A 13,307-nucleotide genomic window follows, 5' to 3' on the forward strand; every position below is an offset into this window, starting at 1 on the left:
GAAATAAAACAAAGAGAATATTTAATATTATTCCTTCATAAACCTCCCATGGGTATTGTTTCAAAATCAAACCAATAATGCAGTAATTGATCCTCAACGTAGGGATCATCGGGACCAGTGTAGCGACTATCATCAGCGTGGATCAGATTTGTTATGGTTATATTCGAGTATCCATGCTGACTGTATATGTCTTGATTGTCAAATACTTCCCATGTAGGATCCGCATGAACCCAACGTTCACCATTCCAAATCAATGCCCACTCGTGAGCGACGGGCCCGCCGGTGCTATCGGTCATGGCCATATAATACTGCCGGGTAGGGATTCCAAGACTTCTTGTAAATGAATTAAATAATGTCGTATATTCATCACATACTCCACAATACTGATGGTTTTTGATCCAGATGTCGGACGCGGTATAATTCCCATCTAGGTCGTCTGAAGTGTAACACATTACATTTTTGGTGTATCCCAAGATCTTTTGTGCTGTAGCATATGGAGTTGTTGTGTCATCCCCTGCTGTTGCGGCCTCAATAGTTTGTCCATATGATTCACTGGAGAGAGATCCATAAGGGAAGTGGTAAAGATCACTTGTTTCAAGATTTGTGCCCCAATCAGGATCTGGAAGGTGATCGGCATCATTATTGTACTTTTCAATTCCATCGATCGGCATCAACCAAGAGTCAGTTCGTGTATCATCCGGATCCACCCATACTTCTAAAACAATAGGTTTTCTCCCAACAGAACTGCCAGAAGGCACCATATAAGCCACTGATACTGTTTCGCTGGCAGATGGAGGTAAATTACTAAATGTGTTATAGTAACCATATCCATCTTCAGGAGAGATGACAATGACTTTACCACTGGCAGGCACTGAACCGACGTTACGGACGGTAATCAAGTGCCTGACTACGGAATCCTGAACCCAATACCAGGCGATTTGAGCTTCCGTGATTCGAACATCAGTCGTTGCAGTTAGTTTATTTTGATTGCTTTGCGTTCTGAACACTGAAAAACTTCCATCCTGGTTGAATGTTACCTCTTCCGAAGAATTTCTTTCACCCATGGGTAAATCCAATGAGTCGTAGAAGATAATATTTGGGTACAATTTTTTCAGTGTTTCTCTCGATGGCAGCGTCACCTCAACCTGAGGTTCGTACCTGCTAAATTGAGATAAGTCTCGCATTCCGGCCCAGTTTGGGCTCCCATTCACAACTCCCATATTTTGAAATTTGGATTTGTTGAAAGATGGCGTATACTGCTCTTCAGCCGTAACTGGCACAGTGAAAGCACATGTCGCCAGCAACAAGGCAAATATTATCAGAGAATTCACATGTTTCATGGTCACTATCCTTTCTCAATTGCTCATACTCCAGAAGCAAAACAGGCGACCATGCATACGATTCAACGAAGCAAGCCATGTATATTGCTTCTAAAGCAATGCAGAGTTTTTCGAGATAGCAATATCTGCTCTCGGTTCATACACAGGGCACTTTTTAAGGTACCCACACTAAAACATTTTTGGTGTTCATTAAACGTTTTCTGTGAGAGTCATCTAATCGTCAGAATATACTTGATGCAGCATAAGGATTTAGGATACAGCAATTCACCTATATCCTTACGAAATCATAAAATAACCAATATGATGCGTTAAACATCCCTCGCGCGATCCGGGGTACGTGTAATGTAGTAATGAGATGTCCTCCCTTGGTGTGGGAAAGAGTGCTCCTATCTAATGAATAAGCCCCGAATATTTATGAAAAAAGTGGGAATCTAGAGAAAAGCAACTCGTGCTCACCTTAGAACTATCCTACATTCAACCCCACTCGGATGCTGGGTTGAGCCCATGCCCATTGATTAGGGCTTGCCGGCGCTTCGGGTAACCTATCCATCCTCTGATATGGGGCCGGGAGCCAGATGGCCATTAACTCATGTACGCCTTTCTCACGAGGAACCACGATTTTCGTAGGAAACGAGAGTTTCTCCCCAGCATCAAGTTTGCCAAAAATGACATCGTTAGGGCTGTTCGTCCATATAGGCACCTGGATATAGTCCACAAGAACAATAAGACCGAAGGCCACTGGATAATCATCTGCTGCTGCAACATTCATCCAGTAATCCAGAGTATCTCCCGATGTCACGTTTTCAGAGGTCCATGCCCTGGTCGAACAGGGCTCTTTTACTAGCATCACACCGTCATTACCGGGATATTGAGAGTCACATTGATGGCAATTAAGATCGCTGAAGTTCGTATAAACAACGGGAGGCATATTCCAATCATCAACGAACAGATTCAGTCTGATGCTTCCCAAATGTGAGAAATCAGTGGATAACCTGAACGACTGGTTGAGCGATGTTTCATATGGCTTCAGGATGAGAAATATCTCAAATTCATGGGTGCCGCTTTCAAGTGGTCCAAGATCGAAATGGTAAAATTTTTCTTCAAACGATTCAAGACGGATTTTGTGCAGGATCTCTGCATCACTTTCATTAAACGAAAACGGCACCTGCTTGTAGTCCATTAAACAGAAGATAAGGTAATCGTTCTCCGAGTACATGTTGTTGGCAATACAGAAATATCCTTCAAAAGTTTCGTTCTTAGTTAGATTTTTTGATTTCTGGAGAAAATATTTCTGCTCATGAATGGGCGCTGTGTACAGTCCAATGCAAAAATTCTCATCAACGCGATCTGGATCGTACACCGTGACACTCTCTGATCTATTAGACGAGTTAAAAGTCTCGGCCCATGCAGGTACAGGTTCCTTTTCGATTATCAATACCGAAATGCCAACCCATGAACTTAAAGTAAATATTATTACAGTGATAGCCAAATAAACGATTATCCGATCGCTCTTCACCTTTTTACCCATACCGATCCTCCATGAAAAAAGTGGTTGAGTGCTAGATACTCAATGTATCATCAGTCTGTGGATACTGATACTGGTTATACTCTGGAGCTTCGAAGATGTGATTTGTTTCTGCAGTCCAGGTCCCGCTTGCCGATTCACTGCCAGAGTTATAGTTTAATTCTGCTATGCCCGAGTTACGATTGATCAGATTTTCCTCATACTTTAAAAGGCCATTTTTCCAGACTTTCGCACGGACACCAATTTTGTCGATTGGAAAGTAATCTCCATTATCTGTCTTAGAGGTCGAGTAATGCCTACAAAGCACCTCATTTGAAGAATCCCTCGACAAAACTGTATCAGCCTTCCATGTGACAGGGATCCTTAACAAGAAGGGATTTTGATCATCTGGGAGCATTAAATCTTTTGTTGCCGGTTGAGCGCTCACGGGCACGATGGTCACACCCACCAGCAACAACCAGACGAGTGTGATGCCAAACCCAACTTTCTTTAAGTTAGCCATTTTATTCCTCCTTTTTGTATGATGCCTGAGGATGATTTTTCCTACATAATCACGCTTTTAAGGGGTAACCTTTTGTTCCAAGAGTGAATTCACCCAGACTTTTGAGATAACACAACTAATTCAACAGTTGCATCGAATTTACTTACGCTCCTGAAGTGTAAGTGGTACCCTTGGTTGGTAGAACACTGATAATTACTATCTCCTGAGTAGGATAGATGCTCCGGGGCGTTGTGATCCGCTTCTAAACCCTTGTAATACACCGAATCAGGCATCTGCTTCAGTAGTAATCTCATATCACTAAATATCTTGTGTGATATTCATCTAATCGTTAGAGGACAATTAGATGATTTACACAGAAGATTTAAGGTGTCTACTCTTAAAGTCCTAGATATTGCTTATGAATGCGTGTAGGATCCTGATCCCAGTACTGCTCATGGCGGCGTTGCTCACTCTGCCTGCATATGCACTGGAGTCCGAGGTAAACGACTGTGGCTATGAAATTGCCCCTCTACCTGAAGAACATCAATGGATGTCTGTATTACGAAATTATGCCACAATAACACAGGGGGGACCGATCGATATACAAAATCTGTCTCAAATGGTGAAACAGATCTGCCCCTTGATTTGAACTGGGGAAATTCCGCAAACTCCCTCTCTCTCACAGTCAGTTCTCCCACAACTGTTGTTGCAATATTTCACGATGCCGATGACGGGAAAAATGACGGTCGGATAGGTATGATCATTCGCAATAGCGGAGGGTTAGAACCCGGAACGTGGACGTTCCTCGTCCATGGCGAGAGTGTTCACGGAACCGAGGACTACACCTTTGAATGGTATTGACAGATCTGTCGGGCAGATCTTAAGGGCGCAGAGGTATCGAAGAAATGAAGCACTGGATCTTTGTCGCACTTATCATCACAGGATTTTCCTTCCTGATATGTCCTGCGGCGGCCCCAGGAGGTTACACATTTTCGCCGCTGGGTGAACCTCCGCCGGAAGGCGGCAATGATTTCACCGAAATATCATTCTGGGAGTTATCACCCCGCATGATGCTCGTCGAGCTGCTGCTCTTCATCTCCCCAATGCTTCTCTTCCCTGCTAAATTCTTTTACTCTTTTACTGTGGTGCCTTTTTTCGGCTACCGGCGCATCTTCCGGAGGAACGCCCTTGACCATGACTCCAGGAAAAGGTTGTATGAGTGTATCGGCCAAAGCCCGGGCATCTCACTTGGGGCGCTGACCCGTGCCTCCGGGGTCGCGAGGGGGGCGGCTCAATACCATCTCTGGCGCCTCGAATCGGTGGGCATGATCGTCGAGGTCCGTCGAGGCGGTCAGGTGGGCTATTTCAAAACCAGCGAAGGCTCCAGCGTGGTCAGTCGGAGTCTTTATCTTCACCTGCAAAACGGTACGACACGACAGATTCTCTCCCTGCTCCTGGAGGATCATCACCCCTCGCAGCAGGATCTTGCCGTAGCTATCGGCATCTCAGCCCCCTCGGCTTTCTGGTATATGAGGCGCCTCATAGCCGATGGGATCGTCGAACCTCACCGAGAAGGAAGGACAATGAGGTATTGTCTCACGCCCAAGGCCCGGGAACTTCTCAGGGAGAAGACCAGATATGACGGTACAGGCTACTGGAGATCGGGAGATGGCGAAAAAGGGATTATCGTATGAAACTCCGAAAAAACAGCGCACCGATGTGGTGTCTCTATGCGCCGACCGGGACTCGAACCCGGGTTTAGGCGTTGGCAACGCCTAGTGATAACCACTACACTATCGGCGCACGCCTGTGCTTTCGCACTGTGTGCCTTACAACGTGGGTTTTTCTGGCTAATAAGCCTATCGAAGCGCGGCCTGGATCGGGCGCTGCCGCCCCTGCAGGATCGCGAGGTCGGCCGGCCCCGCGGGAGGCCGATCGCGCACTATCGGTGACCGCGTTCGAGCGCCTGCTTGATGTTTCGGTTTGCCAGCAGCCAGAGCCCCGGTATCAGGACCAGGACGAATACGGCCAGGGCGTAGGTGACGATCTCAGCGGAGATGAGCAGGAAGTTGAAGATGCCATGCAGCACCATCCCGAGGACGAGTCCCTGGAGGACGATCCTCGAACGCTCTTCTGCGGGCGCGAACTTGGCCCGACCGAGGGCGTAGCCCCAGACACCGGAGAAAAGCGCATGCCCGGGGACCGAGAAGATCGCACGGACGACGATCGTGCCGAGAGCAAGCGACGGCGACGTCACGTACGCCGCAAAGACGTAGAGGACGTTCTCGAGCGATGCGAGCCCGAGAGCGGCTGCTGCGGCGTAGACGATGCCGTCCATCGGTTCGTCGAACTCGGGGTGCGGGTAAGCGAACCGTCGAACGACCCAGAACTTGCCGTACTCCTCGACGATCGGCGCAATGACGACGCCCATGATCAGCGGGAGTGTGATGAAGAGGCCGAAGAACCCCTCGACGAAGGCCACGGGGAACGTGACGAGGACGCCGAGGAGGAAGAGCTTCACGATCAGCGTCGCCGGTTCGGGATTGAGTTTATCCCGGCGGTAGAAGTACCATGCCCAGAAGACTCCCGGCCCCAGCGCCAGGGCAAGGATTACCAGCGGCTCGATCTCGACCATTTGCTCGATCGAATTCATAGTTTACGAGTCAAAGAGCCTTTCCCTTCCATTGGCGGCTCCATCGGCAGGCCGTGAAATGGCCGGAACTGCTCTTCTTCCGGATAAAAAAAGGGTTATTCGGGGAGGAGGCGGTACCCCGGTGCAACCCCCTCGAGCACCAGCAGCCCGTAGTACCGGAAGAACGTGACGAACGGCACCGCGATCAGGAGCGCGACCGGGATGGCGATGATGAGGTAGGGGATGAGGAGGACGAGCAGCAGCACGTAGTTTGCCATGACTGCGGCGAGGAGGACGATCCCGATGAGCACGAACGGTATTGCGATGATCAGCATCGCGAGGATGACCAGGACCGCCTGCACGATTCCGGCGATGAGGCCGAGCACGAATCTCGTGATGATGTAGGCGACGGTCTGCCAGAGGTTTTCTGAGATCATCCCAAAAAGCCGCCGCCATCCCTCGATGACCCCGCAATCTTCATGGATCATGATCGGGACGACGAAGTCGTGGGTCAGGAGGAAGACGATCCCGAAGAGGAGGGCTGCGACCAGGATGAATGGAATGAACAGGAGGATGAATGCAACACCGGCACCACCCGACCCCTCGAACCCTACGAGCATGAGGATGAACGCTATCATGGCGAGGATCAGGATCAGCGTGAGGGCTGCCTCAAAGAGGAAGAGCCGCACCCCTTTGCCGACCCGTTCTCCAAAGAAGCGCCTGATATGGATATCGCCCGTCCGGAGCATGTCGACGAAGACGAACTGCATCACCGTGCCGATGATCCACCAGATGAGCGCGATCGCAAGCACGACGAGGATGAGCACCACGAAGATCGTTGCGATCCCGGGGAGGGCCCCCTCGACGCCGGACGGGAGGTCGCCTTCGTTGAAGTTGTACCCGGAGGTGTTCGGGAAACTGACGCCCCCTCCCACAAAGAGCGCGATCAGGGCCAGGCGGAGCCAGATCCCCCACTTGAACGGCCAGAGCAGGCCTTTTGTGCGATGGAACGCACCTTCCAGCCTGCTGAATGCATACGTCTCTTCAGCCATAGTTGTCCCGGAGAACTGGATGTTTCTACCATTTAAACCTTCTTTGGGCGAATCGGTCTCAACGTTCGGGTTCAAAGACCCGTGGCTGCCAATTCCCGGGAAACGGGTCTTTCAACACCTTAATCTAGTCCGTTCACCACACTATAGAACGAATGATCCCTCTCATGCTTGACCTGACGGGCAGGAGGGTGCTCATCTTCGGGGGAGGCGACGTCGGTGCCCGGAAGGCTGCATACTTTGAGCATGAGGCGGAGGTGACGGTGATCAGCCGTTCCTTCTCGCCGGCCCTTGACGGTCTCGCGATCAGGCGGCAGGAGGCCGACCTCTCGACCCTCCCGGACGAGGCGCTCCGGGGTCTCCTGCAGGGCGCCTTCCTCGCGGTAGCCGCGACACCGGACACGGGGCTCAACGACCGTATTGGGAGAGTATGTGCCGGGTCCGGCGTCCTCTTCAACAACGCCGCCGGCGAGCCCGGAGATGTCATCATCCCTTCGGTCGTCCGGGGCAGCCGCTACCTGGTCGCGATCAGCACCCACGGAAAGAGCCCTGCCGTATCGCGGTATCTCCGCATGAGACTCGAGACGGAGTACGCAGACCTCGACCGGATGATTGATCTGCAGGACGAGATGCGCTCGATGCTCCGGGAGGTCGAACCGGTGCAGGCAGAGCGGTCCCGTATCCTCTGGAGCATACTCCGGGACGAAGAGGTCTGGGGAGCGCTTGCCTCCGACTACGAGAGAGCCCGAGCGATGGCGATCGAGAGGCACCTGCATGCCTGAGCCGGCCACGGCCCCGCTCGCTCTCGCGGGCCTGAACCATCATACCGCGGACATCGCCACGCTCGAAGCGTTCCGGTTCCCCGACGAGGCGACGTTCCTCCGGGAGGCGCGGGAACGGTTCAGGGGCGTCCTCCTGCTCCAGACCTGCAACCGCGTCGAAGTCCTGGTGCAGGGCGATGCACGGAGCCTTGAAGCGTTCCTGCGGGAGCAGGGCAGGCGCGACTTTATGGTCATCGAGGGCGACGCCGTGCCCCGCCACCTCCTGGAGCTGGCCGCAGGCATCGACTCTCTGGTCGTCGGCGAGGACCAGATCCTCGGGCAGCTCAAACGGGCGCTTGCGGCCACGGAGGAGGCGGGGGCTTCTAGCAGCGTCATCGGGCTCTGCATCAACAAGGCGGTGCATGTGGGGGTCAGGATCCGGCGCCAGACGCAGATCAACCGGGGAGCGGTCTCCGTCGGTTCCGCGGCCGTGACGCTTGCAGAGAAACTCCTCGGAACCTTACGTGACCGGCACATCCTGGTCGTCGGGAGCGGGGAGATGGGACTGCTCGTGGCGCAGGCACTGGCCGCCAAGGGCCTCACGGCCATATACGTCGCCAACAGAACCTACGAACGCGCGGTGGTGCTTGCGGATAAGATCGGGGGTCGGGCGGTCAACTTCAAGGACCTCTACCGCTACATCGCGCTCTCCGACGTCGTCATATCCTGCACCGCCGCGCCGCACCCGGTCATCCGCACGGAGGAGGTCCGGGGGGTGATGGAGGAGCGCCTCTGGCCGCTCGATCAGCACCCCCGCCACCTGGTCCTCATAGACATCGCCCAGCCCCGCGATGTCGAGGAGGGGGTGCGGTCCGTCGAAGGCGTGCATCTCTTCACCATCGACGACCTCCGGAACATCAACGACGCCGCCATGGACTCCCGGAGGAGCGAGGCGGACCGGGCACGGGGGATCATCGACGAGGAACTCGACCATTTCATCCGCCTCCTCCGGCGGACGGCGGCCGACGAGACACTCGCCCTCCTCTACACCTGGGCGGAGTCGATCCGGGCACGTGAACGTGACCGGGCGCTCGCGCGCCTGGGGGAGGAGGATAGCCGCACGGCGGAGGTCATCGATGACCTGACGCGGGCGCTCACGAAGAAACTCCTCTCCGACGTGACGACATCCATCCGCGCGAGCGCGGAGTGCGGCGATATAACGACAGCAGAGAGCCTGATGAGGGCGATTACCCGGGGAGAACCATGTTCCCAGAACGACGAATGAGACGGATACGGCGGCGGATAATCCAGCCGCTCCTCCGCGAAACAGAACTTCAGAAGACCGACCTGATAGCGCCGGTCTTTGTTGATGAATCGATCAGCACACCACTACCCATCGCCTCGATGCCGGGGCAGTTCCGCCACCCGATGGACGGGGTCGCCGACTACTGCGAGCGTCTCCAAAACGCCGGTATCCGGGCGGTGATCCTCTTTGGTATCCCGGCCGCAAAAGACAGCGAGGCGACCGAAGCCTATGCAGCGGACGGCGTCGTCCAGCGGGCCGTCCGGAAGATCAAGGAACGGTTGCCGCAGATGGTAGTCGTTACCGATGTCTGCGCCTGCGAGTACACCGACCACGGCCACTGCGGCATTGTTGGAGAAACTGCCGACGGCCCTGACCTCCAGAACGACTCCTCGCTTGCGCTGATGGCCCGGATCGCTGTCTCCCATGCCGAGAGCGGCGCCGATATCGTCGCGCCGTCGTGCATGCTCGACGGTATGGTGCAGGCGATCCGGGGGGCCCTGGATACCGCCGGATACCAGAACGTCCTGATCATGTCCTACTCCTCAAAGTTTTCGAGCGCCCTCTACGGGCCGTTCCGTGACGCTGCGGACTCGGGATTCAGTTTCGGCGACCGGACGACCTACCAGATCAACCCGGGCAACGCACGCGAGGCGGTGATGGAGTCGGAGCTCGACGCGGCCGAAGGGGCGGATATCCTGATGGTCAAGCCGGCTGGAATATACCTCGACATCCTCTCATCCATCAAGGAGTTCGGCCTGCCGGTGGCGGCCTACCAGGTCAGCGGGGAGTACGCTATGATCAAGGCGGCCGCAGAGCGCGGCTGGCTGGACGAGCGGGCCGTTGCCCTCGAGAGCCTCACCGCCATAAAGCGCGCCGGGGCCGACCTGATCATCACCTATTTCGCCGAAGATGTAACGAGGTGGCTCGATGAAGAGCAGTGACCTTTTTTCGCGGGCAAAGACCCTGATGCCGGGCGGCGTCAGCAGCCCCGTCCGGGCAATCAAGCCCTACCCGTTCTATGTGGAGCGGGCGGCGGGCTCACACCTCACGACCGTCGACGGGGCCGATCTCGTCGACTGCTGCCTCGGCTACGGCCCCCTCATCCTCGGCCACGCTCATCCGGGCGTCCGGGAGGCTATAGGGCGCCAGCTCGATAAGGGGTGGCTCTACGGCACGCCGTCGCCCCTCGAGATCGACCTTGCGGAGCTGATCACCGGCGACCACCCCGGTATCGATATGATCCGGTTCGTCTCGTCGGGCTCCGAGGCGACGATGGCCGCGATCCGGCTCGCCCGCGGCTACACGGGGAAGCAGGACATTATAAAGGTCGAAGGCGGGTTCCACGGCGCCCACGACGCGGTCCTGGTAAAGGCCGGGTCGGGGGCGACAACGCTCGGAGTGCCCGACTCCGCAGGTGTCCTCGCGGACCTTGTGGCGCACACCCGGCAGGTCCCGTATAACGACCCCGAGGCTCTGGAGACGCTTCTTGCCGGGAACGACGACGTTGCCGCATTCATCCTCGAACCGATCATGGGAAACATCGGGCCGGTGCTCCCCGACGACGACTACCTGGCCGACGTCCGGGAGATCACCGCCGCCTACGACGTCCTTCTCATCCTCGATGAAGTTATCACCGGATACCGGGTCGGTATCGGCGGCGCGGAGGTGCTCTATGGTGTAAAGCCGGACATCGCCACGTTCGGCAAGATCATCGGCGGCGGCCTCCCCATCGGGGCCTTCGGGGGGCGGAGCGACATTATGGAACTGGTCGCCCCCGCTGGCCCGGTCTACCAGGCGGGGACATTCAGCGGCAACCCGGTGAGCCTCGCGGCGGGGTCTGCGGCGCTCCGCTACCTCCATGAGCACCCGGAGATCTACCGGCGGCTCGACGACGCCACCCGGGCTATCGGGGAGGTCGCCGCGGATGCGGGCAGGGGCTCGTTCGTCAGGATAGGCTCGGCCTTCAAGCACTTCTTCCGGGACCCAGCCCCGCGGAACTACCGGGAGGTCAAAGAGTGCGACACTGAGGCGTTCGGACGGTTCTGGAAGGCGATGCTCGACGCGGGGGTCTTCCTCCCGCCGTCGCAGTTCGAGACGAACTTCCTCTCCGCCGCGCACACAGAACGGGATATTGAACAGATAGCGGACGCATACGGATCATGTCTCTTCGCATAGGCACACGAGGAAGCGCTCTCGCGCTTGCGCAGACAACCAGGGTGGTCGGCATGCTCGCCGACCGGGGTACCGAGGCAGAGATAGTCACGATCACGACCGAGGGCGACGCCGCGACCAACGTCCCCCTCCACGCCATCGGCGGGCAGGGGGTCTTTGTGCGGGCACTTGACGATGCGATCCTCCGCCGCGAGATCGACGCTGCGGTGCACAGCATGAAGGATATCCCGGCGGAGCGGCCGGTGGGGCTTACCTGCTGCGCTGTGCTCGAACGGGACTCTCCTGCGGACTTCCTTGTGCACGAGGCCCCTCTCGATGCGGTCCGCGTCGTCGGGTCGTCGAGCACCCGGCGCCGCGCCCAGCTCCTCCGCGACGACCCGACGCTAGCGGTGAAGCAGCTCCGGGGGAACGTCGATACCCGGATACGGAAACTCCGCGAGGGGCAGTACGACGCCATCGTGCTTGCGGAGGCGGGCCTCCAGCGGCTCGGGCTCCGGCTGTCCGGGGAGCCCCTCCCCACGAACCGGTTCGTCCCGTCGCCGAACCAGGGCACCGTCGCGGTTGTCTGCCGGGACGACCCGGCCGTCACCGGAGCCTTCGCGGCACTCGACCATGCACCCAGCCGCCTCGACGTGGAGATCGAGCGTGCCGTCATGGAGGAGGTCGGCGGGGGATGCTTCACCCCGCAGGGGATCTACTGCCGGGGTGGGGACCTGATCGCCGAGGTGCTCGCGCTCGACGGCTCCCGGTGGGAGCGTATCGAGCGGCACGTCACGACGCCCGACGAGGCGCGGGCGTGCGGACGGGCCCTGCGCGAGAAGGGGGGAGACCTGATCCGGGAGGCCTATACGGCCCTCGGGGTGAAACCATGATAGGAAAAGCGTATCTTGTCGGATCCGGCCCGGGAGGGCTCGGCCTCCTGACGCTGAGGGCCCGCGAGGTTATCGACAGTGCGGATGTGGTCCTCTACGACCAGCTTCCGGGGGAGGAGATCCTCTCGACGCTCCCGCGGGACGCCGAACTGATCGATTGCGGGAAGTACGGCGGCAACCACACGCTGAAACAGCACGAGATCGAGGCGCTGATGGTCGAGAGGGTGAAGGCAGGTAAAGTGGTCGTGCGCCTGAAAGGGGGCGACCCCTTCCTCTTCGGCCGAGGCGGGGAGGAGATAGAGGTGCTCCGGGAGCACGGCATCAGCGTCGAGGTTGTGCCGGGGGTGACGAGCGCCATCGCCGTCCCGGAGATGGTCGGCATACCGGTCACCCACCGGCGGTACGCTTCAGAGGTGACCTTCATCACCGGCCACGAGGACCCTACGAAGCCTGAGTCCGCTCTCGACTGGGAGGTCCTCTCGCGCCTGAAAGGGACCCTCGTGATCCTGATGGGTGTAAAGAACCTCCCGGCCATCGCGGCGGCGCTCGCTGCGCACGGCAAAGACCCGGCGACCCCGGTGGCAATCATCGAGAGAGGGCTCCGGCCCGACCAGCGCGTGACGGTCGGGACCCTCGCCGATATCGTCGAAGCCGCCCGCGCTCGCGGCGTCCGACCCCCGGCGGTGATCGTCATCGGGGGCGTGGTGAACCTCTACGACGGGGAAGGGCTGTCGGGGTGAGGGAACGGGGGGCAGGTGTCCCCCCGTGCTGATATAGTATCCTTTTTCTGCACTGATTGTTCCCGGGTTTTGTAGGGTTTTGCAGTAACATGAGCACCAGAGTGTAAGCGTAGCCCCAAAACATAGAACAGGTACACTCTGATAAACCCCCATACAGTGGACCGTGGGGGTATCGCCATTGGGGGAGGGGCTGACGGGGAGGGGGGAGCATCCCCCCTCCCCTGTTTCTATCTCTAAGGAGGCATGTAAACCCCACCCCACCCGCGCTTCGCGCTCCTCCCCCGCCCTAGGGGGCGGGGGCAGTGCGTGGCGATGTCCACTGAAAATCCGTGTATGGGTATGTTTGGCCGAATGGGATGTGATAACTCAAAGAGTGTGCGTTGTAAGCGTTCTCAAATATGAGAACTCACCCGCCATCATGCGCGAACA

At 56.9% G+C, this 13,307-nt stretch carries 12 protein-coding genes and 1 tRNA gene; 7 read left to right on the forward strand and 6 right to left on the reverse strand.

Translation table 11 applies throughout. From position 1 onward, the window contains the following. Window positions 1–35 precede the first annotated feature (35 nt). The 3 genes from BP846_RS01605 to BP846_RS01615 form a co-directional block, all read right to left on the reverse strand. Complete coding sequence (locus tag BP846_RS01605; protein WP_292392292.1) at window positions 36–1,340, reverse strand: transglutaminase-like domain-containing protein; 1,305 nt, start codon at window positions 1,338–1,340, stop codon at window positions 36–38. A gap of 463 nt (window positions 1,341–1,803) precedes the next feature. Beyond that, window positions 1,804–2,868, reverse strand: coding sequence for a hypothetical protein (locus BP846_RS01610; protein ID WP_292392293.1), 1,065 nt, complete (start codon window positions 2,866–2,868; stop codon window positions 1,804–1,806). Between the two features lie 31 nt (window positions 2,869–2,899). Then, window positions 2,900–3,367: a hypothetical protein gene (locus tag BP846_RS01615; protein WP_292392294.1), complete on the reverse strand. Its 468-nt coding sequence runs from the start codon at window positions 3,365–3,367 to the stop codon at window positions 2,900–2,902. An 884-nt stretch (window positions 3,368–4,251) separates the two neighbouring features. Between BP846_RS01615 and BP846_RS01620 the strand changes: the two genes are divergently transcribed. After that, complete coding sequence (locus BP846_RS01620) at window positions 4,252–5,040, forward strand: winged helix-turn-helix transcriptional regulator (RefSeq protein WP_292392295.1); 789 nt, start codon at window positions 4,252–4,254, stop codon at window positions 5,038–5,040. 37 nt (window positions 5,041–5,077) lie between these two features. Here the strand turns inward: BP846_RS01620 and BP846_RS01625 are convergent. The 3 genes from BP846_RS01625 to BP846_RS01635 all read right to left on the reverse strand — a co-directional run bounded on the left by BP846_RS01625 (window position 5,078) and on the right by BP846_RS01635 (window position 7,030). Next, a tRNA-Gly gene (locus tag BP846_RS01625) sits at window positions 5,078–5,149 on the reverse strand. A gap of 139 nt (window positions 5,150–5,288) precedes the next feature. Further along, window positions 5,289–5,981 (reverse strand): PrsW family intramembrane metalloprotease, encoded by a 693-nt coding sequence (locus tag BP846_RS01630; protein ID WP_292392296.1) that lies wholly within the window; start codon window positions 5,979–5,981, stop codon window positions 5,289–5,291. 113 nt (window positions 5,982–6,094) lie between these two features. After that, window positions 6,095–7,030 carry a DUF7544 domain-containing protein gene (locus BP846_RS01635; RefSeq protein WP_292392297.1) on the reverse strand — a complete coding sequence of 312 codons (936 nt, stop codon included), beginning with the start codon at window positions 7,028–7,030 and terminating at the stop codon, window positions 6,095–6,097. 152 nt (window positions 7,031–7,182) lie between these two features. On the opposite strand from BP846_RS01635, the gene BP846_RS01640 reads away from it, so the two are divergent. Genes BP846_RS01640 through cobA form a run of 6 tightly spaced genes read left to right on the forward strand, consistent with a single transcriptional unit; the run spans window position 7,183 to window position 12,878 of the window. Beyond that, the gene (locus BP846_RS01640) at window positions 7,183–7,809 is read left to right on the forward strand and encodes a precorrin-2 dehydrogenase/sirohydrochlorin ferrochelatase family protein (RefSeq protein ID WP_292392298.1); all 627 of its coding nucleotides are present in this window, start codon (window positions 7,183–7,185) and stop codon (window positions 7,807–7,809) included. Further along, window positions 7,802–9,073, forward strand: a complete 1,272-nt coding sequence (gene hemA / locus BP846_RS01645; RefSeq protein WP_292392299.1) for a glutamyl-tRNA reductase — start codon at window positions 7,802–7,804, stop codon at window positions 9,071–9,073. The genes BP846_RS01640 and hemA overlap by 8 nt, the downstream gene beginning before the upstream one ends. Beyond that, window positions 9,052–10,035 carry a porphobilinogen synthase gene (gene hemB / locus BP846_RS01650; protein WP_292392300.1) on the forward strand — a complete coding sequence of 328 codons (984 nt, stop codon included), beginning with the start codon at window positions 9,052–9,054 and terminating at the stop codon, window positions 10,033–10,035. Before hemA ends, hemB begins: the two co-directional genes overlap by 22 nt. Next, window positions 10,022–11,269, forward strand: a complete 1,248-nt coding sequence (gene hemL / locus BP846_RS01655) for a glutamate-1-semialdehyde 2,1-aminomutase (protein ID WP_292392301.1) — start codon at window positions 10,022–10,024, stop codon at window positions 11,267–11,269. The genes hemB and hemL overlap by 14 nt, the downstream gene beginning before the upstream one ends. Continuing rightward, entirely contained in the window at window positions 11,254–12,138 is an 885-nt protein-coding gene (hemC, locus tag BP846_RS01660) for a hydroxymethylbilane synthase (RefSeq protein ID WP_292392302.1), read from the forward strand. The genes hemL and hemC overlap by 16 nt, the downstream gene beginning before the upstream one ends. Beyond that, window positions 12,135–12,878, forward strand: a complete 744-nt coding sequence (gene cobA / locus BP846_RS01665) for a uroporphyrinogen-III C-methyltransferase (RefSeq protein WP_292392303.1) — start codon at window positions 12,135–12,137, stop codon at window positions 12,876–12,878. Before hemC ends, cobA begins: the two co-directional genes overlap by 4 nt. Window positions 12,879–13,307: the final 429 nt, after the last annotated feature.

This window comes from Methanoculleus sp. UBA303, from assembly GCA_002501655.1.
In the GTDB taxonomy this organism is placed as follows: domain Archaea; phylum Halobacteriota; class Methanomicrobia; order Methanomicrobiales; family Methanoculleaceae; genus Methanoculleus.